Here is a 20,092-nt window from a genome sequence, read left to right on the forward strand (position 1 = left end):
GTCCTACTCCTTGCACGGTCACGGCCGATGGCCACACGCGGTGGTCGGCGGCAAGCCAACTTCCCGTCCCCGAAGGGGTCGTGGCTCCGCGGAGCGCTGCCCCGGAAGACGGACCGCCAAGAATATGCGACGCGGTGCGCACGGCACCGTGCTGTCGGTTCCGCGGAACCCGGGCGCTTCGGGCCCGCGCGTGGCCCCACGTGCCTGCTCGGCGCGCGATCGGCACGCGATGCGCCGGTCGGAAGCGGGGCGCCGGTCGGAAGCGGGGCGCCGGCGGACCGCCCGAGGTGGTCCAGTCCCGTACCGGACCCCACCGCCACCGCCGCATACGGCAGCCGATCGGCCGCTCGGCCGCTCACGGACTCCTCACACGCGGGCTTCCCGCCCCCGCCCCCGCTCCTCGTACGGGCTGTGCATCGCGAGGTAGCGGATCTCCAGGTCCCGCTCCAGGTACTCCATGCGTCGTTCCCAGAAGTCGCGGAGGTGGGGGAGGGCGAGGTGGGCGTCGAGGTCCTGCTCACTGCGCCATGCCTCGTAGAAGACGAAGACGCCGGGCTCGTTCCGGTCCTCATGGAAGTGGTATTCCAGGCAGCCGGGCTCCTGCCGCGTCGGCTCGACGAACGAGAGCAGCAACTGCCGCAGGTCCTCCGCGCGCTCGGGCTTGGGACGGGCGAAGCCGACGAGGGTGAAGGGCTGGTCCATGGGTGACCTCCACATGCATAGGTACGATCGATTTCGTACCTCGGGGACGTTAACGGCCATCGAGGTACGATGCAAGTCATACCTGGGAGGTGGTGGCGATGCCCGACGAGGAAGGGCACCCGGAGCCGGCGGAAATGGAACTCGGCAGGATCCTGCCCGCGCTTGCCGACCCGCTGCGGCGGCGCGTGGTACGGGAGTTGGCGGCCGGACCCGACGGCGAGGCGCGTACCTGTAGTTCCTTCGCGCTGCCGGTCGGCAAGGCGACGGTCACCCATCACTTCCGTACGCTCCGCGAGGCGGGACTGATCCGCCAGGTCAACCGCGGCAACAGCCGGATGGCGACGCTCCGCCGGGCCGACGTCGAGCAGCGTTTCCCCGGCCTGCTCGCGCTCCTCGCGGCCGAGGAGACCGGGGGCGCGTGACGGCGCCCGCTCGACCTGCCCGTGCTCGCCCGCGTGAACGTCCCCGCCCGCCGGCCAACTGCCGCGGCGGGGGCGACGGTTGTACGGCCCGGCCGGGCAGATGGCTCGATGCGGGCCTGAGGGAGGGCCCGGCCGGCGGACGGCGGCGGCTTCAGGACCCGAAGGCGGTCAGGGCGAGGCGCTTGCCTATGGCGGAGGCGTCGGTGTCGTCGAAGGCGGCGGTGCCCACCGCGTAGACGCCGCGCCGGTTCAGGTCGGGGGTGGCGAAGACGCCGCTCTTGTAGCCGAGGTCGCTGCCGGTCTTGCCCCACATGACCGTCCCGTCGGGGAGCGGGAAGGACATCAGGCCGATGCTGAAGCAGGCGGACCCCTTGTCGGGGCCGGTGTTGCAGTTCGAGCCGTCGGCATAGGGGAGTGGCTTGCCGTCGCTGCCGCGGGGCAGCGTGCGCAGTTCGGCGGCCTGGGCGGGGCGGAGGAGGCGGCCGTCGAACAGCGCGGTGATGAAGCGGTCGAGGTCGGCGGTCGTGGAGATCATGCTGGACGGGTTGCCGCCCTGCTCGTTGACGTCGACCAGTTCGCCCTTGCCGTTGGGCAGGTATCCGGGGAGAGAGGGGCGGGGCACCTCCGCGTCGCGGCCGGGCGCGGAGGTGTCGTGCAGCTTCAGCGGGGTCAGGATGCGGGCGGCGATCTCGTCCTGGAGGGGATGGCCCGTGACGGCTTCGATGAGCTTGCCGGCGATGCGGTAGCCGAAGGAGTTGTACTCCTGCTCGGTGCCGGGGGCGAACCGCGGACCGGGCCACGGCCTGCCCTCGGGGCGAAGCGTCTGCTGGATCACCTCGTCGAAGGTGTCGTACGCGAAGCGGTTGTCGATCACCTCGTCCTGGGACGGTTGCGGTGCACCCTCGAAGTCCTGGGGCAGCCCGCTGGTGTGGTTGAGCAACTGCCGTACGGTGACGGGCGCGAAGGCCTCGGGCAGCAGACCCGGCAGGTAGTGCTGCACGGTCTCGTCGAGGTCCACCCGCCCCTCGGCGGAGAGTTGCAGCAGCACCACCGCTTCGAATGTCTTGGCGATGCTGCCGATCCGGAAGTGGGCCTCGTCCTTGACCTGCTTGCCGGTGACGAGGTCCCCGGACGCTCCCCGCCAGGTCTGTCCGGACGTGAACACCCGGGCCACCGCACCCGCCGCCCCGCCGCCCGGCTGCACCGCGATCGCCGCGCGCAACGCCTGCGGATCCAGGCGCGCGGACGCCTGCTGCGCCTGTGCGGGGATCACCGTGCCGAACGCCGCGAGGGCGGCCGTCATGGTGGTCAGGGACAGGGCCAAGGCCGACGAGCGACGCATGCGGTCTCCAGTGAGGGAGGACGGATGTCAGGAGCAATCGGAAACTGATGCCGAGTCTTCTCCGACGAGATCCGCCGAGCATCGGGGAGAGCCCTGAGGCAACTCCGAGATCCCCCGGAGAGGCCGTCGGGGAAGGGAAGCGGGACATGTCTTCCCATGGGGCGCGCATCTCACGGGATGGCGCGGGCATCTCACGGGTGGCCGCGCGGTCCGGCCTCGGAGCGACGGTGCCTGGCCGCTCCGCCGCGTTACCGGTGCCGGTGGTTCACGATGCCGTGGGGGCTGCCGCTCGCGTGAGCCGGTCGGCCACCGTGGCGCAGGCGATCCGGGCGACGGCGGGCAGCTCCGCCAGCGGCGTTCCCGCGCGGCTGAGGACGGCGAGCGACTGATTGACGGCGACCACGTACAGGGCGAGGTCGTCCAGTTCCGCGCCGCCGACCCCGGGAGCCGACGCCAGTGCGCCGCGCACCCGCTCCCGCTGTGCGCCGAGGTGCGCCCGGATCAGCCGCTGACTGTCCGCGTCCAACGTGGCCGACTGGGAGGCGGACTGGGCGAGGAGGCAGCCGTCGGGCGCCGAACGGTCGGCGATGCGGTCCAGGGTGACGGCGAAGAACGCCTCGATCGCGCGGACCGGTTCGCCGGAGTGGGCCGCCAGCGCCTGCTCGTAGCGCGCGCCGTACGCCGCGGCATAGCGGTCCAGGCAGGTGCGGAACAGGGCGTCCTTGCTGCCGAAGGTGCCGTAGAGCGACCCGCGGCCCAGACCCGTGGCGGAACCCAGCAGATCGAGCGAGGTGTCTGCGTACCCGCGCTCCCAGAAGACCCGCATCGAGCGCTCCAGCGCCTCCTCGACGTCGAACTGCTTCCGGCCTGCCATGGGGACCTCTCCGTACGGCGTGTGCGACTACCCCACCACCCTAACCCCTTCTTGGAACGATGAGTCCAACAAGCGCCGCGATGCTGGAATGATCGGTCCAAGATGGTGTTAGCGTGGCGCAGAGCGACGCGTCAGGGCCGCTCGGCCCGCCGACCGTCGCCCTCCCCGCACGTCCATCTGCTCCCGTGAAGCGAGGACAGCATGAGCACCTCCGCCACCCACTCCGCCCCCGACCCCGAGGGCCCCGGCTCGGTCTCCGGTGCGCCGCACCTGCCACCGGGGTTCGCCGACACCTTCACCAGCCGCTACGTCGACGCCGGTGAGCTGCGCATGCACGCCGTCATCGGCGGCGACGGGCCCCCGCTGCTGCTGGTGGCCGGCTGGCCGCAGACCTGGTACGCCTGGCGGCTCGTCATGCCGGAACTCGCGGCCCGCTACCGGGTCGTCGCCGTCGATCCGCGCGGCATCGGCCTCACCGACAAGCCCGAGGACGGCTACGACACCGCAACCCTCGCCGACGACCTCGTGGCGCTGATGGAGGCCTTGGGGCACCGGCGGTTCGCCATGGTCGGGCACGACATCGGCATGTGGATCGGATACGCCCTGGCCGCCGATCACCCCGACCGGCTCACCCGCCTGGCCGTCGCCGAGGCGGCCGTCCCCGGCCTCTCCCCGAGCCCGCCGCTATGGGGCAGTGGCGAGGCCAACGCCCGGCTGTGGCACTTCGCCTTCAACCGGCTCGACGCACTGAACGAGGAACTGGTCAGGGGCCGTGAACGACTCTTCTTCGGCGGCCAGTTCGCCACCAAGGCGGCGAGCCCGACCGCACTGCCCGCCCACGCCGTCGACCTCTACGTCGAGACCCTCGCCGCCGATCCGCAGGCACTGCACGCCAGTTTCGCGTTCTACCGGGCCCTGGACACCACCTCCGCGCAGAACCGTCGGCGCGCACGGCGCCGGCTGACGCTCCCGGTCCTGACCCTCGCCGGAGCCCAGTGCACGGGCGAACTCGTCGGCGACACCATGCGTTTGGCCGCCGACGACGTGGAAAGCCTGATCCTGCCCGACTGCGGCCACTACCCGGCGGAGGAGGCCCCCGAGGCCGTGGGGGCCGCTCTGGCGAAGTTCCTCGCCCCGTACCGCGCCGCCTATGACGTCACGACGAGGTCGTGAGGCCGTCGCGCCCGGGGCGGACGCATGACGAGCTGCGCGCCGGCGGCACGGCCGCACCCCGGAGTCGAATGGCCCCGAGGGCCGGCGCCTGCTCACGGAGCGGTCGGCGCACCGGTGATCGCCGGACGGACCTTGGTGAGCATCAGACCGAGGAACCGGTCCGGGCGGCGGAACGAGGCGAAGTGACTGGCGTCCTCGATGAGCGCGAAGTCCTTGACCGGGGCGGTGACCTCGTCGAAGAACCGCCGGGCCGGTGCGGGCGGCGTCATGACGTCGTGAGCGCCTTGGAAGATGAAGAACGGGATCTGGAACGCGGTGCCTTCGGCCCGTTCGTCGATCGTGGCGGCCTGCGGTCCCAGGCACTCGGAGAACGTCATGCCGCGCAGATAGGTGCGCAGTGCGCGGAGGCTGTGCTGCGGGGAGAACCACAGTGAGCGGATCACCACGGTCTTCATGGTGTCGTAGGTCAGTGGGTCGGAGGTGACGACGAGCTTGTTGTACCGCGACCACTGCTCCGCGCTCCAGGGCGACGTGTCGGTGTCCGTCGCGGCGAGCATCGCCAACTCCTTCCGCCTGCCGGCCTTTTGGAGCCGGTCGATCAGTGCCCGGTGCGCGGTCCTCTCGCGGCCGCCGTCGTTGATGTTCTGGTCGGTGCCGACGTAGGCGGAGTACAGCTCGGGGTGGCTGCGGGCCAGTCGCAGTCCGAGGACGGTGCCGAAGGAGTTGGCGACCAGCAGGACCTTCGCCACACCGAGCCGTTCGCGCACATACGCGGTGATCTCCAGGGCGTCGCGGTGCAGTTGCTCCAGGGTCATCTCGCCCTGTCCCTCCGGTCCCGAGCGCGCGAAGGTCCGGTCCGCGCCGCGCATGTCCCAGCGCACGATCGTGAAGTGCCGCTCCCAGGCCCGGGTGCGCGGGAGGAAGACGTGGTTGGCGGCGCCGGGGCCGCCGTGGACTTCGAGGACGACCGGGTTGCGCAGATCCTCGCCGCGGATCGAGACCCACTGGTCGATCCCGCCGACACGGACGAACCCGGCCTCGTCGATGCCGTTCGGGGTGGTGAGGCGCAGCAGTTTCGCGTGGCCGGCCCGCTTGAGCCGCCGGTAGCCCAGCAGTCCGGCGGCCGGCGCGGCGACGAGGCCGGCGGCAGCGGTGATGATCGTGCCCAGCATGAGGTGCCTCCGTAAACTGTTTAAGTGTTACGCGGTTCGGTTTAAGGTATATACAGTTGGTGGGAAGGGGACGTCAACCTCCCGGTGCGGCACGCACCTACGGAACGGACAGGAGAGCGCCATGGCCGAGGCCGGAGCACCCCGCAGGAGTACACGGGCCAGCAGAGCCAAGGAGAAGCCGCGCGATCTGCGCGCCGGCCTCGCACTGCTGTGGGGCGAGCAGGACCGGCCCACCCGGGGGCCCAAGCCCAGCCTCACCCCCGACCGCATCGCCGCGACCGCCGTGGCCCTGGCCGAAGCGGAGGGGCTGGAGGCCGCCTCCATGACCAAGGTCGCCGCCGAACTCGGCGTCTCCACCATGGCGTTGTACCGCTACGTGCCAGACAGGACGAGCCTGGTCGAGCTGATGGTCGAAGCCGTCCTCGCCGACCGCCCGGACACCACGACCGCCGGAGAGGGCTGGCGACCGCAACTGGCCGAGTGGACCCGCCGCTCATGGGCCGTCTACCAGGCCCACCCCTGGCTCCTCGCGGCGACCGCCATGCGCCGCCAGGTCATGGGCCCCAACCAACTCGCCTGGCTGGACGCCGCACTGGCCGCCCTGGAACCCACCGGCCTGCCGGCCGCCCAACGCCACCAGGTCTTCCTCCTGCTCATCGGACTCGTCCGCAACCTCACCCAGCAGCGCATCGACCACGACGAGGACCACAACCGGGAATGGGAACGCCTCACCGGCGAACTCCTCGACCGCCACGCCGACCGCTACCCCGCCCTGACGAGGGCCGTCGCCCAGGGCGTCTTCGCACCCACCGCACTCGACCCGCTCACCTTCGGCCTCGACCGCATCCTCGACAGCGTCCAGACACTCATCGACCGCACCGAGAACGCCCCGTCCTGAAGCCCCCGGCGCCCCGCGCGCCCCCGTCTCTGCCTGACCAGGCGCTGATGTCGACGGTGCCTGTCACGCCCCTGAGCGGCCCGTCCCGCGACGGCGCGCGGCTACGGCCCCTCGTCGAGCCGCCCGCACCAGAGCCGCCCGCGCCAGGCGGTCGTTATGCGGATGCGCGCCGGCGTTCGGCGGTGGGAGGATTCCGGCATGACGTGCGTTGAAGTCTCGCCCGGAGTGTCCCTCGCCTACGAGACGTTCGGCGACCCGGCCGACCCACCCGTCCTCCTCGTGGCGGGGTTCGGATCGCAGATGATCGCCTGGCACGAGGACCTCTGCCGCGCGTTGGCCGACCGCGGCCGCCATGTGATCCGCTACGACAACCGCGACTGCGGCCTGTCCACCACATTCGACGACCACCCCGTCGACATGGGCCGGTTCATCGCCACCGTGAGCTCGGGAGACCTCGCATCCGCCCGCGCCATGGCCCCCTACACACTCCAGGACATGGCGGCCGACAGTCTCGGTCTGCTCACCGCGCTCGGCCTCGCACGGGCCCATGTGGTCGGGGCCTCGATGGGCGGAGCGATCGCCCAGAAGATGGCCCTCACCCAGCCGTCCCGGGTCCTCACCCTGACATCCATGATGTCCTCGACCGGCGAGCCCGCATACGGCCGGTCGAGCCCCGAGGCCCAAGCGGTGCTCTTCGCGCCGAAGCCGACCGACCGCGAGGGATACGTCGCGGCCGCCGAACGGGAGCTGGTGTGGGCCTCCAAGCGCTACGGAGACCCCGCCCCCCTCCGCGAACTGGCCGCCCGCAGTTACGACCGCGCCCACTACCCGGCCGGAATCGGGCGCCAACTCGCGGCGATGGTCCTCGACGGCTCACGCGCGGACGCGCTCCGCACGCTCCGTGTGCCGACCCTGGTGATCCACGGCCTGGACGACACCCTGATCGCCCCGAGCGGCGGCGAACGCACCGCGGAACTCGTCCCCGGCGCAAGGCTGTTGCTGCTCCCCGACATGGGCCACGACCGGCCGCGCCCACTCTGGCCCGAGATCATCGACGCGATCCAGGCACACACCGCACACACCGACTGACGTCATGTGCCGCAGCGGCGCCCGTGACCACCGCGGCCACGGGCGCCGAACGCCGCGTGTCAGTACGCGCGCGCCACGACGGCGACGTTCCCCACCTGGTCGTCCCGCTCGGGGACGGAACCGTCCGCCGCAACCAGGCACCGCACGGACACCCCCTGCTCGGCGAGCTCCGCCTCGCCCTCCGGGCCCAGCACGTCCCAGGGGATACGCGCCCAACCGGTGCGGGCGGCCTCCACGGCCTCCTCGACGGTGGCCACCTCGGCGGTCCGCGCCTCGCGCCGCTCGCGGGACCGGGACAGCAGCAGCGCCTGGTCCTCGGCGAGCACCCCGGGCAGCAGCGCGGGCAATGCCTCGAACGCCGCCGGCTCCTTGCTCCCCGCGATCCGGCGGACCACCACGGCGGTGCCGCTCTCCAGATCGCGCGGCCCGACCTCGATCCGCACCGGCACACCCTTGAGCTCCCAGTCGACCGTACGCCGGCCGAACGGCGTGTCGGTCCGGTCGTCGACATGGGCGCGGACACCGGCCGCCGCCAACCGCTCACCCAACTCGCGGACCTTGGTCAGCACCGCGTCGTCGTCCTTGATGGCGACGACCACCGCCTGGATCGGGGCCAGGCGCGGCGGGACGCGGAGACCGTCGTCGTCCCCGTGCATCATCACCAGTGCGCCCACCATCCGCGTGGTGGAGCCCCAGGAGGTCTGCCAGACATACTCCTGGCGACCGTCCTTCGACAGGTACCGGGTGTGGAACGCCTTGGCGAAGTTCTGGCCCAGCTCGTGACTGGTGCCCAGTTGCAGGGCCTTCCCGTCGCCCATCATGCCTTCCAGGGTGAGCGTGTTGACCGCGCCGGCGAACCGCTCCCGGGCCGTCTTGCGCCCCGGCACCACGTCCATGGCCAGGACGTTCTCCATGAAGTCGGCGTACACCTCCCGGTGGATGCGCGCGGCGTAGTCCCGGGCGTCCTCGTAGGTGGCGTGCGCGGTATGGCCCTCCTGCCACAGGAACTCCGTCGTGCGGAGGAAGACCCGCGGGCGCAGCTCCCAACGCACCACGTTCGCCCACTGGTTGATGAGCAGGGGAAGGTCCCGGTAGCTCTGCACCCACTTGGCGAAGTAGTCGTTGACGATCGTCTCGGAGGTGGGGCGGACGACGACGGGTTCCTCCAGCTCCCTGCCACCGCCGTGGGTGACGACGGCGAGTTCGGGAGCGAAGCCCTCGACGTGCTCGGCCTCCCTCGTCAGATACGACTGCGGGATGAAGAGCGGGAAGTAGGCGTTGGCGGCGCCCGCCCCCTTGATCCGGGAGTCCAGCTCCTGCTGCATCCGCTCCCACAGGCCGTACCCGTACGGTCGGATGACCATGGTGCCGCGCACCGGCCCGTTGTCGGCCAGTTCGGCCTTGTTGATCAGGTCCTGGTACCAGCGCGGGAAGTCGTCCGCCCGGGGTGTGAGAACGGGTGTCTTTGCCATGGCGCGCAGGCTAGGGGGCGCCCGCGCCCGCGTGCCAGCCAATTACTCCGTGCCGCGGACCGCCAGGGGGAGGGCCGGCCTCCCCCTCCACGGCCTCCGGTCACGCCCCGGCGGACGGGGGCAGGAGCGCGGCGAGCTCGCCCAGAACGCGGCCCGCCGGCGCCGGGGCGACCAGCCACTTCAGGTGGCTGCCCTGGAGGGTGCGCACGTCGTAAGGGTTGTCCGGCGTGAGCGCGTTCCCCTCGCGGATCAGCCGGTCCTGGAGGGCGAGCGGCAGGCCCGCGTCGTCCGTCAGGCGGACGAAGGTCTTCGGGATGCGGCCCCAGGTCGTGGCCTGTGCCCGGTCGGCGGACGTGCCGACGTCCAGGTTCTCGTCGGGCTGGAAGGTGTTGAGGAAGGTCAGGAACTCCTCGTCGGTGCCGTCGGCGAGGAAGGCCGCCTTGAAGGCGGCGAGGGCGGCCGGGTCGGCGGTGCGGAAGTTGACGCGCAGCAGGCCGAGTTCGGCCGGGTTCCCGGCCATCGCCAGTGCCAGGGAGGCGGCGTCGACCGAGGCCATCTCCGGCTCGGCGTAGTAGTCGTTGACGTCGAGATCGACCGGGCACCAGGACGAGACGTAGACCAGGCGGTCGATCAGGTCCGGCCGTGCGTTGGCCGCGGCGGTGGCCGTGACGCCGCCGCGGCTGTGCGAGACGAGGATCACCGGCCCGTTCTCCTTGGCCCGTTCCAGGATCCCGATCAGGTGGGCGGCGTTGTCGGCGAGCGTGACGCCCTTGATCGAGCTGGGTGCGGTGGCGAGCCCTTCGGGGTCCTGCGGCGCCTGATAGGCACGCAGATAGGTGGCCCCGAACCCGTGGCCCGGCAGGTCGACGGCGACCGAACGGTGCCCGAGAAGGCCGAGTTCGGCCTGGAGCGGCGCGAAGGAGAAGGAGTTCGCGAAGGCTCCGTGGACCAGGACGAAGGTAGGTTGCATGTCCTCACTCACATTCCTGCCTCTTTGAGGCATCGGCTTCTTGCCTCTCCGCGGCGTCGACGGCCCGCCGGTGCCGTTCCCGCCGCACCGACTTCTACGTGCCCATGTGGCTATGTGCCTGCGTGCCTGGCAGAGACCAAGTCGCCGAGCGCGGCCGACTGTCCGGAAATCGGCGCCTCACCCTACTCAACGAAAGATCATCCGCACTAGCCGAATAAACCGCTCCGCTTCCGCTTGGGCGGCCCCGCACACCCGCACCCTCGAAACCGCCCTCCTCGTCCGGGCGCCGGGCAGTGGTGGCGGTCATCGACGCACAGGACGTCCTGATCACCCTCGTGACCCCCGCCGCAGCGGAACCGACCCGCGATGCGGTGACCTACTGGGACATCGCCGCAACGCCGCCGACCGGTGACGACCCGCTCGACGCGCTGACCGTCCGGCTGGCCGCCGCCTACGAGGAGCCGCGGCTGCTCACGTTCCACCTCGACGACCTCGGCTCCGCCGCCGGCCGCGCCGCCGAACTCGCCGACCCGCACCTCCGGGTCAGCACCCGCGACCAGGTCCTGACCGCCGGCGACTACCTCTCCGCCTACGTCCTGGAATGGACGCTGCACCACCTCGACCTGATCGCGCACCTCCCCGACGTGGCAGGACCGCCCGCGGAGGGGCTCGCCCGGTCCCGCGAGATGCTGGAGAAGATCATCGGGGCCCCGTTCCCCGCGTCGCTCTCCGACCGGGACGCCCTGCTCGTCGGCACCGGACGGCGCGCCCCGACCACCGCGGAGCAGGCCGAGCTGGGCGAACTGGCCCCGAGACTCCCGCTGTTCCTCGGATGAGGCGCTGGCTGAGCGCCGTCGTCCGCCTGCCCCGGGTACTCAAGAGCGCTGCGCGGTGGCGGGGTTGGCGCAGCCGCGCGGTGACGATGTGCCTCGTGAACGTGCACGGGGCGTGCCCCTGGGGCGTCGTCGTATCGCGCACCTCGCCGCACGTCATCCGTCTCGTTCCGCCTCGCCTCGGTTCACTCCGTCCGTCGCGGTCGCGGCAGCAGGCCCCGCTCCAGTGCCACCACCACGGCGTGCGTACGGTCGTTGACGCCGAGTTTGGCGAAGAGCCGCAGCAGATGCGTCTTCACCGTGGCCTCGGCGATGTACAGGCGCCCGCCGATCTCGGCGTTGGACAGCCCGTCCGCCACCGCGTTCAGCACCTGCGTCTCACGTGCCGTCAGTGCCACCGGTGCCGGGCGGCGCATGCGCGTGACCAGTCGCTGCGCCACCCGGGGGGCCAGCACCGTCTCGCCGCGGGCGGCGGCGTGGATCGCCTCGACCAGCCGCTCGCGCGTGGCGTCCTTGAGCAGATAGCCCGTGGCGCCCGCCTCCACCGCGCGCTCGATGTCGGCGTCCGTGTCGTAGGTCGTCAGGATCAGCACCCGGGTGCCGGGGTGCGCGTCGACGATCGCCTGCGTGGCGCCGACGCCGTCCAGGACCGGCATCCGCAGGTCGAGCAGGGCCAGATCCGGCCGCAGCCGGGCCACCAGCCCGACCGCGGTGCGGCCGTCGCCCGCCTCGCCGACGATGTCGATGCTCGGCTCGGCGGCCAGCAGGGCCACCAGGCCCGTGCGCATCACCGTGTGGTCGTCGGCCACGACGACACGCACTGCGGCTGGCGCCATGTCACACCTCTTTCCTGGTGCGCGGGAGTACGGCGAGGACGCGGGTGCCGTCCCCGACCGAGCTGGTGACCGTGAGCGCGCCGCCCAGTTCGGCCAGCCGTTTGCGCATGCCTGCCAACCCGAAGCCAGGCGATGCCCCGACCACGAAACCCCTCCCGTCGTCCGTTATCTCCAGTTCGATGTCCTCCGGGCCCTCGGCGAGGACCACACCGACGGTGCCGGCGGCCGCGTGCCTGCGGACGTTGGCCAGCGACTCCTGGGCGCAGCGCAGCAGGGCGATCCGGGTCGACGGGTCGCAGTCCACATCGGCCAGCTCCGCACCGACGGTGAGCCCGGTGTCCTCGGTGAAGCGGTCCAGCGTGCGCCGCAGCAGGTCCGCGACCGTGCCGGTCGTGCCCGGGCTCTGCGGCGTCGAAACGACCAGCGCACGGGCCTCGGCCAGGTTCTCCCGGGCGGTCTGCTCGATGGACCGCAGCTGCCGGTGCGCGCGGGCGGTGTCCCCGTCCAGTTCCGCGCGGGCCGCCTCGGCCAGCACGACGATGGAGGCGAAGCCCTGCGCGAGGGTGTCGTGGATCTCCCGCGCCAGCCGCTCCCGCTCCTGCGCGGCGCCCTCCCTGCGGTGGGCGTCGGCCAGTTGACGCTGGGTCTGCTCCAACTCCGCGCCGAGCCGGGCCGTGCGCTCGTCGCGTTGGAGGAGGAGGCGGCTCACCCACAGACCGGCCAGCACGCTCGCGGCGAAACCGACCAGTGCGGCGGTCGCATTGCCGGTCCGGAAATCCAGGGTCCGCCCCTGGGCCGCGATGCTGCCGAGCGCGGTGGCCAGGGTGGCGGCACCGCTGAGCGCGATCGCCTGCCGCCGTCCGCCCGTGTGGATCCAGAAGAGCGGGAGCGAGACGATCAGCAGGGCGGCGCCACCGCCGGGGAGCATGGCCATCATGCCCAACACGGGGACGACGCCGAGGACGAGGGCGCGCGACGGCAGCACGCGGTTGCCCGGCCGCAGTCGGACGAAGCCGTAACCGAGGCCGAGCGCGGTCAGCAGCGCCAGCGACATCCGTGCCGACGGGCCGTGGTGGCCCAGTGCGGCGATGGCTGACGGGCTCAACCCGAGTAGCACCCAGCAGGCGTCGTACCACCCGTGCAGGGATCCGATACCGGACCGGTCGGGCTGATCGGCCTGATCGGGCCGACCGGTCCGGTCTTCGGACTGCGGCCAGAGAGTCATGCGGTCAGCCTACGGATGTGGCTGACGCGGTCTCCGGGGCCGCTGCGGCGGCCGACCGTCGCGGCGCGGGCCACCAGGCCCGTTCGCCGAGCAGCAACAGCGCGGACGGCAGCACCAGCATCCGGATCACCACCGCGTCCAGCAGCACGGCCACCGCGAGGCAGAAGCCGATCTGCTTCATCTCCAACAGGTGCAGCGCCACGAAGCCGCCGAAGACCGTGACCATCACCGCGGCCGCGCTGGTGACCACCGTCGCCGACCGGCCGATGCCCTCCAGCGCCGCCGCGCCCGCCGGCAGGCCGCGCAGCCGCGCCTCCCGGACCCGGCTCATCACGAAGACCTGGTAGTCCATGGAAAGCCCGAAGAGGATCACGAACAGGAACAGCGGCACCCTCGACGCGATCGCGCCGAGCGAGCTGAAGCCCAACAACCCCTCGGCCCACGTCCCTTGGAAGACCGCCACCATCAACCCGAGGGCGGCAGCGGCGGAGAGCAGATTCAGCACCACACCGAGCAGCCCGATCACCACCGACCGGAACGCCCACACCGTCATCGTGAACGTCACCGCCAGCAGCAGTCCGACCACCAGCGGCAGCGTGCCGCGCTCATGCTGCACATAATCCTGGCCGCGGGCGACATCGCCGCTCACCGCGGTCTCCACGCCGGGCAGCCGACCCGTGGTGCGCGGGACGTAGTCGTCACGGAGCTTTCGCAGCGAGCGGATGGCCTCGAACGACGGTGCCGGGTGCGCCACCGGCACCTCCAGCACACTGGTCCGGCCGTCGGCCGAGGACCGGATCGCCGGAGCGCCGTCCGTCGCGAACAGCGGGTCGGTCCGGGTGAGTTCACCCAGCTCCGCCAGCGCCCGCCGGATCTCGCCCGCCTGGCCGGGACCACCCCGCGCCACCACGTCGTGCGTCACCAGCAGCTCCGGGAACCGCTCGGTCAGCCGGTCGTACGCCTGCATCGCCGGGATGCGGCGGGAGAAGGTGTCCTTGCCCGGATCCACCAGCGTCAGCCCCAGCGCGGGCACCGCCAGCGCCAGCAGGCCCAGCACCGAGACCACCAGCGTGGCCGCGGGACGGCGCCGGGCGGCACGGAGCAGCGCGCCGGTGCGGCGGCCGGACCCGGGCCGGCGCTGCGGACGCTCCGTACGGCCACGCCGGGCCCGACGCGCCGCGCGCCGCTCGGCGCGGTGGCCGATCCGCACCAGCAGTGCGGGCAGTGCCGTCAGCGAGCCGGCCACGGCCACCGCCACGACGAGGATGGTGCCGGTGGCGAGCGAGGAGAAGATGACGTTGGCGGAGAAGTAGAGCGTCGCCGTGGAGACGATCACCGCGACTCCGGAGACCACCACCGCCCGGCCGGCCGTCGCCGCCGCCAGTTCCACCAGCGCCTCGGAGGACAGCCGACCGCCGGCCCGCTCCCGCTCCTCCCGTTCCCGCTTGAGGTGGAAGAGCGTGTAGTCGACGCCGACCGCCATACCGATGAGCAGGATCAGGTTCGTGCCGACGCCGGCGTCCGGGATCAGGTGCGAGGCCAGCATGTTCAGGCCCATGGCGGCCGCGATAGAGGTGAGCGCGAGCAGCAGGGGCACCCCCGCCATCACCGCGGAACCGAAGACGGCCAGCAGCGTGACCAGGGTGACCGGCAGCGAGAGGCGCTCCGACAGCGCCAGGTCCGCGCCGCGCTGGTCGTTGACGCCCTTGCTGATCGACGGGGCGCCGGTCTCCTCGATGACCAGGCCGGGATGGGCCGCCCGCACCTTGCCGGTCTGGGAGAGGAGCTGACGTACTCGACGGGGCTGCGCTGCAGACCGGCCGCGGCGGCCCACGCCTCCGCGCGACCGGCCTGGCCGACGCGGTAGTCCTCGGTGGTGGCCTCATGCGTGCCGGCGGCGACCCCGGCGCCGAGGCACAGGGCGACGAAGACGAACCAGCCGAGGAGCGCCCGCCACGGATGCCGGGCGCTCCAACGCGCCATTGCCACAGGGATGTCTGTCATGCCTGACAGGTTGTCCGGGAAGCCCCGGCGCCCGACAGCACGGCCGGTGGGATCCGTTGTCCACCTACCGGTGGACCCTCCGTGCGGACCGCCGCCCCATGGCCGGTACTGCCCTCGTCGACGGCGCGGGGCCGGAGTGGGGCTACCCCTGGACCAGCGCGCGGGCCGCCCGGGCGATATGGGCGTGGGAGATGCCGGCGGCGTCGAGGAGTTCGTCGGCGGTACCCGAGCCCGGCAGGTTGGCGACGGCGAGGTGGGCGAAGGCGGGGTGGCTGCCGGTGGCGGCGAGCGCCGACAGCACGGCTTCCCCGAGGCCGCCTTCGGGATGGTGGTCCTCGGCGACGACGAGGGCGCCGGTTTCCTGGGCGGCGCGGGCGAGCGCGGCGGCATCGAGCGGCTTGACCGAGTACAGGTCGATGACGCGGGCCTGGATGCCGTCGGCGGCGAGGTGTTCGGCGGCGGCGAGGCACTCGTGGAGGGTGACACCGGCGCCGACGAGGGTGACCCGGTCCTGCTTGCCGTGCTGGAGGGTCTTGGAGCCGCCCACGGGGAAGGTCTCGTCGCTCGCGTAGAGGACGGGGTAGCCACCGCGGGTGGCGCGCAGGTAGGAGATCCCGTCGAGGTCGGCCATGGCGGCGGTCAGGGCGGCCGCGGAGGTGGCGTCGCTGGGGTAGAGGACGGTGGAGCCGTGGACGGCGCGCATCATCGCGAGGTCTTCGAGCCCCATCTGGGAGGGGCCGTCGGCGCCGATCTCGACGCCGCAGTGGGTGCCGCACAGCGCCATGGTGATCTGGGAGACGGCCGCCATGCGGATGAAGTCGTGGGCACGGGTGAGGAAGGCGGCGAAGGTGGTGGCGTAGGGGCGGTACCCGCGGACGGCCATCCCGACGGCCTCGGCGATCATCTGCTGTTCGGCGATGTAGGTCTGGAAGAACCGCTCGGGATGGACCTTCTCGAAGTCCTGGGAATGGGTGGAGTTGCCGACCTCGGCATCCAGGGCGACGATCTCCGGCCGGGCGCCGAGGGCGGCCAGCGCCCGGCCGAAGGCGACGCGGGTGGCGACCTTCTCGCCGACGCCGAAGCGGGGCAGCTCCACGGGGCCGGCGGCCGGGACGGGGACGGGCGCGACGACCGGCGGCCGGGGACCGCGCACGTGCAGGTGGCGCACGCCGCCCAGTTCCGCGACCGCGCGGTCGGCCAGATCCTCCGGCAGGGCCTTGCCGTGCCAGCCCTCCTTGTCGGCCACCTCGGACACGCCGCGGCCCTTGACGGTCCTGGCGATGATGACGGTCGGCGCCTCGCCGTCGGCGGCGGTGGTCAGTGCCTGGTCGATCGCGTCGAGGTCGTGCCCGTCGATCACGAGCGCGCGGCAGCCGAACGCCTCGACGCGGCGGGCGTAGGCGGCGGTGTCCCACTGCAACTCGGTGGGGCCGCGCTGCCCGAGGCGGTTGACGTCGATGAGGGCGGTGAAGTTGGTCAGCTCGTGCTGGCCGGCCTTGTCGAGGGCCTCCCACACGGACCCCTCGGTCATCTCGCTGTCCCCGCACAGCACCCACACCCGGTAGGGCTGCTTCTCCAAGTCCCGGCCGGCCAGCGCGATCCCGACGCCGTAGCCGATGCCCTGGCCCAGGGAACCGGTGGCCACGTCCACCCAGGGCAGCACGGGGGTGGGGTGGCCCTGCAGGCGGTGGTCGAAGCGCCGGTAGGTCGTCATCAACTCGTCCTCGCTGACGACGCCGACCGCCTTGAACATCGCGTACAGCAGGGGAGAGGCATGCCCCTTGGAGAAGACCAGGTGGTCGCCCGCGGGGTTGTCGGGCGCCTCCCAGTCGTAGTGCAGATGGCGCGCCATCAGGACCGCCATCAGGTCGGCCGCGGACAGGCTTGAGGTGGGGTGCCCGGAGCCGGCCGCGGTGCTGGCCCGCACCGAGTCCACCCGGAGTTGCTGCGCGAGTTCGAAGAGCTGGGACAGGTCGCTTTCGGGCCCGAGCGTGAGGGTCTGCGCTGCGGTCATGGTGAGGGCCTTTCGTGAACGAAGGGGGGCGCCGGGGGAGGGGCCGCCGGTTCGAGGCCACCGGTGCGGGGTGGCCGATCACCGTCCGAGAGGCAGGGTATCTGCCTATTTGTCAGGTTATGGCGAGGGAGGTCCCGGGCGACGCATTCGAACGCGGCGGCGAGTTCGGCGCACCGAAGGAATGCCGCGGGGGTCGGCGCGGTTGGTGCGTACACGTATCCACTGCGCACCCACCGCGCACCCACCGTCAGCACCTGAGGAGTCCTTCGTGACCGTCCCCGCGTCCTCCACCTCCCGCGCGGCCGGGATCCTTTCCCGCCCCGTCCAGTTGAACGGTCTGACCGTCCCGAACCGCATAGCGATGGCGCCGATGACGCGCATGTTCTCCCCGGGCGGCATCCCCGGCGAGGACGTGCGGTCGTACTACGCCCGCCGCGCCGCCGCGGGCGTGGGACTGATCATCACCGAGGGGACCTACGTCGGCCACGAGTCGGCCGGGAACAGCGACCGGGTGCCGCGCTTCCATGGCGACGAGCAGCTCGCCGGCTGGGCGAAGGTCGTTGAGGCCGTCCACGAGGCGGGCGGCACGATCGTGCCGCAGCTGTGGCACATCGGCACGGTCCGCAACGAGGGCGAGCCGCCCTTCGCCACTGCCCCCTCCGTCAGCCCCTCCGGCCTCCGCGTCGACGGCACCGAGGGCACCGGCAAGGCGATGACCCGGCGCGACCTGGACGACGTCATCGGCGCCTTCGCCGAAGCCGCCGCGGCCGCCGAGCGCATCGGCTTCGACGGCATCGAACTGCACGGCGCCCACGGCTACCTCCTCGACCAGTTCCTGTGGGCGGGCACGAACCACCGCACCGACGCCTACGGCGGCGACCCGGTGGCCCGTACGAAGTTCGCGGCCGAGATCGTGGCCGCGGTCCGCGCGACGGTCTCGCCCGAATTCCCGGTGATCTTCCGCTACTCGCAGTGGAAGCAGGAGGTCTACGACGCGAAGCTCGCCGAGACCCCGGAAGAGCTGGAGGCGATCCTGACCCCGCTCGCCGCCGCCGGCGTCGACGCCTTCCACGCCTCCACCCGCCGCTACTGGCTCCCGGAGTTCGAGGGTTCGGACCTGAACCTCGCGGGCTGGACCAAGAAGCTCACCGGCCGGCCCACCCTCACCGTCGGCTCGGTCGGCCTGGACGGCGACTTCGTGCGCGCGTTCCGGGGCGAGGGCGCCTCCGTCCAGGGCATCGACAACCTCCTCGACCGCCTGGAGCGCGACGAGTTCGACCTGGTCGCCGTCGGCCGCGCCCTGCTCCAGGACCCGGAGTGGGCGGCAAAGGTCCTGGGGGACCGCCTCGACGAGCTGAAGCCGTACGACGCCTCGGCGTTGAAGACGCTGAGCTGAGCAACGCGGAGCTACTTTCCGGCCTGCGCGGAACGGGAGAGGCCGCTGCGGGAGGGGGTGGGTTGGCAACTCCGCTCACGAGCGCAGCCAGTGGATGACTGCAACTGCAACTGCAACCGTGACTGTGACTGCGGTGACGATGTCAGGGCAGATGTCTGCGCGCTCGTCGTCCAGGAGGGCGACGGCTGCCGGAAACCGACGGGTCTGCATGGGCCGCGATTGGTCCACGCAGACCCATCGGAAGGTCCCTGAGGTCGTGCCGGTCCCTAAGGTTGTGCCGGCTGTTGGTCGGCGGGCGCAGTGCCGGTGGGCGCCGTGCGGCCCGCGACCGACCGCAGCGTCACGGCGGCCGCGACGCCCGCCGCCAGTCCGCAGGTCAGGGCGGCCGGCACCGCCTCGCCGAAGCCGGCGAACGAACGCAGCAGGCCCCCGCCCGGGCTCGCCCAGTCCAACACCATCCGCAGCAACTGGCTTGCCAGCAGCCCGAGGACGGTCGCGCAGACCGAACCCACCGCCATCGCCGGGACGGTGGCCCGGGTGAGCAGTCCGGGCAGCCGCCGCAGGGCCCACCACACCACAGCGAGCAGCAGTACATCGGTGGCGCGGTACAGGAGCCAGTCGACGAGCGGAGTGCCCGCCGGCCCCGCCCAACCACCGAGCAGCAGCCACTGGCGCAGGAGATCGCCCGGTTCGGAGATCAGCCCCATGCGCGGGGAGACCGTCTGCAGGGCGGCGGCGACCGGCAGGTACGAGAGGACGACGACGGAGAACGCGACCACCGCGGTTCCGACGGTGGCGGCCAGGCGGGCGGCGCGTGCCGGGACGGCGTTCTGCGGCAGCGGATCGGTTCCCTTGGCGGCGATCCGCGCGATGAACACGGTCGCCGCGGCGGCGGCCAGCGAGGCCCCCACCAGGACCTGCCGCCCGGAGGCGACCACGGACGCCAGATGCGGCAGCAGACGGAAACTGGCGTGCCCCTGCGAGGCGAGGAGCCACGGTGCGGAGACGGTCACCGCCAGCGTCCCGGCCACCAGACCCCAGGCCCACACCGCGAGCAGCGTCGCCGGCGTCCGGCCGCGCACCGGCGGCATCCTGCGGACCAGGAGCAACGCTCCGAGCACGAAGAAGACGAAGACCGCACCGAACCGGACCTGCATCCCGGTCGTGTACAGGGAGAGGTAGTGGGCGCTGTCCGCCAAGGCGGCGTCCCCAGCCCCGCCGAAGACCTGGCCGTCGGACGGAACGTCGCCGCCGGGCTGAAGCGCGAAGGGCGGGTCGTACGACCAGGGGGTGAGCCAGCTCATGAACTCGGTTGCCGTCGGGATGTCGACCACATTGGCGGTGCCAGGCAGTTGCAGTGCGTGCGCGCTCGCACCCGCCCACCACAACAGGGCCGTGAGCAGCAGCCCCCCAGCCGCTGCCGGTATCACCGCACACCGATATGTCATGTGTTCCCCCCTTTGTCACGTACTCCGTGAACCTTGTCCGGGGGGACATTACGGTTCGCCGGTCACATACGGGTCACGGTCGATGTCGGCCGGCCCCTATCCCGCGAGGTCGGGCCATATCCGGCCAGTTCCCGCCAGGTTGGGCCAGTCCTCGGATGACGAGCTTCGCTGAGGATGTGCCGCTGCCTGGCAGGTGGTTGACTACGCCGCATGGACTGCGCG

Annotated in this window: 16 protein-coding genes and 1 pseudogene; 6 read left to right on the forward strand and 11 right to left on the reverse strand. The window is 72.0% G+C overall.

Annotated features, from left to right (window positions below; all coding sequences use genetic code 11):
* Positions 1-366: 366 nt before the first annotated feature.
* A complete protein-coding gene (locus ACIQE0_RS31095) occupies positions 367-702 on the reverse strand; it encodes a putative quinol monooxygenase (RefSeq protein ID WP_366332081.1) in 336 nt (111 codons plus the stop codon).
* Between the two features lie 98 nt (positions 703-800).
* On the opposite strand from ACIQE0_RS31095, the gene ACIQE0_RS31100 reads away from it, so the two are divergent.
* Complete coding sequence (locus tag ACIQE0_RS31100) at positions 801-1,124, forward strand: ArsR/SmtB family transcription factor (RefSeq protein ID WP_402338576.1); 324 nt, start codon at positions 801-803, stop codon at positions 1,122-1,124.
* 151 nt (positions 1,125-1,275) lie between these two features.
* Here ACIQE0_RS31100 and ACIQE0_RS31105 read toward each other — a convergent pair whose 3' ends face one another.
* Complete coding sequence (locus tag ACIQE0_RS31105) at positions 1,276-2,466, reverse strand: serine hydrolase domain-containing protein (protein ID WP_402338578.1); 1,191 nt, start codon at positions 2,464-2,466, stop codon at positions 1,276-1,278.
* 265 nt (positions 2,467-2,731) lie between these two features.
* A complete protein-coding gene (locus ACIQE0_RS31110; protein ID WP_402338580.1) occupies positions 2,732-3,340 on the reverse strand; it encodes a TetR/AcrR family transcriptional regulator in 609 nt (202 codons plus the stop codon).
* 201 nt (positions 3,341-3,541) lie between these two features.
* On the opposite strand from ACIQE0_RS31110, the gene ACIQE0_RS31115 reads away from it, so the two are divergent.
* Positions 3,542-4,513 (forward strand): alpha/beta fold hydrolase, encoded by a 972-nt coding sequence (locus ACIQE0_RS31115; RefSeq protein WP_402338582.1) that lies wholly within the window; start codon positions 3,542-3,544, stop codon positions 4,511-4,513.
* 92 nt (positions 4,514-4,605) lie between these two features.
* Here the strand turns inward: ACIQE0_RS31115 and ACIQE0_RS31120 are convergent, their stop codons facing one another.
* Positions 4,606-5,685 carry an alpha/beta fold hydrolase gene (locus tag ACIQE0_RS31120; protein WP_402338584.1) on the reverse strand — a complete coding sequence of 360 codons (1,080 nt, stop codon included), beginning with the start codon at positions 5,683-5,685 and terminating at the stop codon, positions 4,606-4,608.
* Positions 5,686-5,806: 121 nt separating this feature from the next.
* Here ACIQE0_RS31120 and ACIQE0_RS31125 point away from each other — a divergent pair, with 121 nt between their 5' ends.
* Positions 5,807-6,583, forward strand: coding sequence for a TetR/AcrR family transcriptional regulator (locus ACIQE0_RS31125; RefSeq protein WP_402338586.1), 777 nt, complete (start codon positions 5,807-5,809; stop codon positions 6,581-6,583).
* A 198-nt stretch (positions 6,584-6,781) separates the two neighbouring features.
* Positions 6,782-7,672, forward strand: coding sequence for an alpha/beta fold hydrolase (locus tag ACIQE0_RS31130; protein WP_402338588.1), 891 nt, complete (start codon positions 6,782-6,784; stop codon positions 7,670-7,672).
* 59 nt (positions 7,673-7,731) lie between these two features.
* On the opposite strand, the gene proS is transcribed toward ACIQE0_RS31130, so the two are convergent.
* On the reverse strand, positions 7,732-9,144 hold the full coding sequence (gene proS, locus ACIQE0_RS31135) for a proline--tRNA ligase (RefSeq protein WP_402338590.1): 1,413 nt from the start codon (positions 9,142-9,144) through the stop codon (positions 7,732-7,734).
* A gap of 100 nt (positions 9,145-9,244) precedes the next feature.
* On the reverse strand, positions 9,245-10,114 hold the full coding sequence (locus ACIQE0_RS31140; RefSeq protein WP_402338592.1) for an alpha/beta hydrolase: 870 nt from the start codon (positions 10,112-10,114) through the stop codon (positions 9,245-9,247).
* Between the two features lie 296 nt (positions 10,115-10,410).
* On the opposite strand from ACIQE0_RS31140, the gene ACIQE0_RS31145 reads away from it, so the two are divergent.
* Positions 10,411-10,950, forward strand: a complete 540-nt coding sequence (locus tag ACIQE0_RS31145; protein ID WP_402338594.1) for a maleylpyruvate isomerase N-terminal domain-containing protein — start codon at positions 10,411-10,413, stop codon at positions 10,948-10,950.
* A 182-nt stretch (positions 10,951-11,132) separates the two neighbouring features.
* Here ACIQE0_RS31145 and ACIQE0_RS31150 read toward each other — a convergent pair whose 3' ends face one another.
* The 4 genes and pseudogenes from ACIQE0_RS31150 to ACIQE0_RS31165 form a co-directional block, all read right to left on the reverse strand.
* Entirely contained in the window at positions 11,133-11,783 is a 651-nt protein-coding gene (locus tag ACIQE0_RS31150; protein WP_366332071.1) for a response regulator transcription factor, read from the reverse strand.
* Between the two features lies 1 nt (position 11,784).
* Positions 11,785-13,008: a sensor histidine kinase gene (locus tag ACIQE0_RS31155; RefSeq protein WP_402338596.1), complete on the reverse strand. Its 1,224-nt coding sequence runs from the start codon at positions 13,006-13,008 to the stop codon at positions 11,785-11,787.
* Positions 13,009-13,012: 4 nt separating this feature from the next.
* Positions 13,013-15,012 (reverse strand): annotated as a pseudogene (locus ACIQE0_RS31160) (MMPL family transporter).
* Between the two features lie 142 nt (positions 15,013-15,154).
* On the reverse strand, positions 15,155-17,026 hold the full coding sequence (locus tag ACIQE0_RS31165) for a transketolase (RefSeq protein WP_402338598.1): 1,872 nt from the start codon (positions 17,024-17,026) through the stop codon (positions 15,155-15,157).
* Between the two features lie 268 nt (positions 17,027-17,294).
* Between ACIQE0_RS31165 and ACIQE0_RS31170 the strand changes: the two genes are divergently transcribed.
* A complete protein-coding gene (locus ACIQE0_RS31170; RefSeq protein WP_402338600.1) occupies positions 17,295-18,422 on the forward strand; it encodes an NADH:flavin oxidoreductase in 1,128 nt (375 codons plus the stop codon).
* Positions 18,423-18,688: 266 nt separating this feature from the next.
* Here the strand turns inward: ACIQE0_RS31170 and ACIQE0_RS31175 are convergent, their stop codons facing one another.
* Positions 18,689-19,870, reverse strand: coding sequence for a hypothetical protein (locus ACIQE0_RS31175; protein WP_402338602.1), 1,182 nt, complete (start codon positions 19,868-19,870; stop codon positions 18,689-18,691).
* Between the last annotated feature and the right edge of the window lie 222 nt (positions 19,871-20,092).

This window comes from Streptomyces sp. NPDC093097 (assembly GCF_044754325.1).
In the GTDB taxonomy this organism is placed as follows: Bacteria; Actinomycetota; Actinomycetes; order Streptomycetales; family Streptomycetaceae; genus Streptomyces.

What these genes read in the sequence shown, in the direction of transcription:
- ACIQE0_RS31095 (WP_366332081.1), bottom strand. Translation starts at nt 702, where the DNA reads ATGGACCAGCCCTTCACCCTCGTCGGCTTCGCCCGTCCCAAGCCCGAG.
- ACIQE0_RS31100 (WP_402338576.1), top strand. Translation starts at nt 801, where the DNA reads ATGCCCGACGAGGAAGGGCACCCGGAGCCGGCGGAAATGGAACTCGGC.
- ACIQE0_RS31105 (WP_402338578.1), bottom strand. Translation starts at nt 2,466, where the DNA reads ATGCGTCGCTCGTCGGCCTTGGCCCTGTCCCTGACCACCATGACGGCC.
- ACIQE0_RS31110 (WP_402338580.1), bottom strand. Translation starts at nt 3,340, where the DNA reads ATGGCAGGCCGGAAGCAGTTCGACGTCGAGGAGGCGCTGGAGCGCTCG.
- ACIQE0_RS31115 (WP_402338582.1), top strand. Translation starts at nt 3,542, where the DNA reads ATGAGCACCTCCGCCACCCACTCCGCCCCCGACCCCGAGGGCCCCGGC.
- ACIQE0_RS31120 (WP_402338584.1), bottom strand. Translation starts at nt 5,685, where the DNA reads ATGCTGGGCACGATCATCACCGCTGCCGCCGGCCTCGTCGCCGCGCCG.
- ACIQE0_RS31125 (WP_402338586.1), top strand. Translation starts at nt 5,807, where the DNA reads ATGGCCGAGGCCGGAGCACCCCGCAGGAGTACACGGGCCAGCAGAGCC.
- ACIQE0_RS31130 (WP_402338588.1), top strand. Translation starts at nt 6,782, where the DNA reads ATGACGTGCGTTGAAGTCTCGCCCGGAGTGTCCCTCGCCTACGAGACG.
- proS (WP_402338590.1), bottom strand. Translation starts at nt 9,144, where the DNA reads ATGGCAAAGACACCCGTTCTCACACCCCGGGCGGACGACTTCCCGCGC.
- ACIQE0_RS31140 (WP_402338592.1), bottom strand. Translation starts at nt 10,114, where the DNA reads ATGCAACCTACCTTCGTCCTGGTCCACGGAGCCTTCGCGAACTCCTTC.
- ACIQE0_RS31150 (WP_366332071.1), bottom strand. Translation starts at nt 11,783, where the DNA reads ATGGCGCCAGCCGCAGTGCGTGTCGTCGTGGCCGACGACCACACGGTG.
- ACIQE0_RS31155 (WP_402338596.1), bottom strand. Translation starts at nt 13,008, where the DNA reads ATGACTCTCTGGCCGCAGTCCGAAGACCGGACCGGTCGGCCCGATCAG.
- ACIQE0_RS31165 (WP_402338598.1), bottom strand. Translation starts at nt 17,026, where the DNA reads ATGACCGCAGCGCAGACCCTCACGCTCGGGCCCGAAAGCGACCTGTCC.
- ACIQE0_RS31175 (WP_402338602.1), bottom strand. Translation starts at nt 19,870, where the DNA reads ATGACATATCGGTGTGCGGTGATACCGGCAGCGGCTGGGGGGCTGCTG.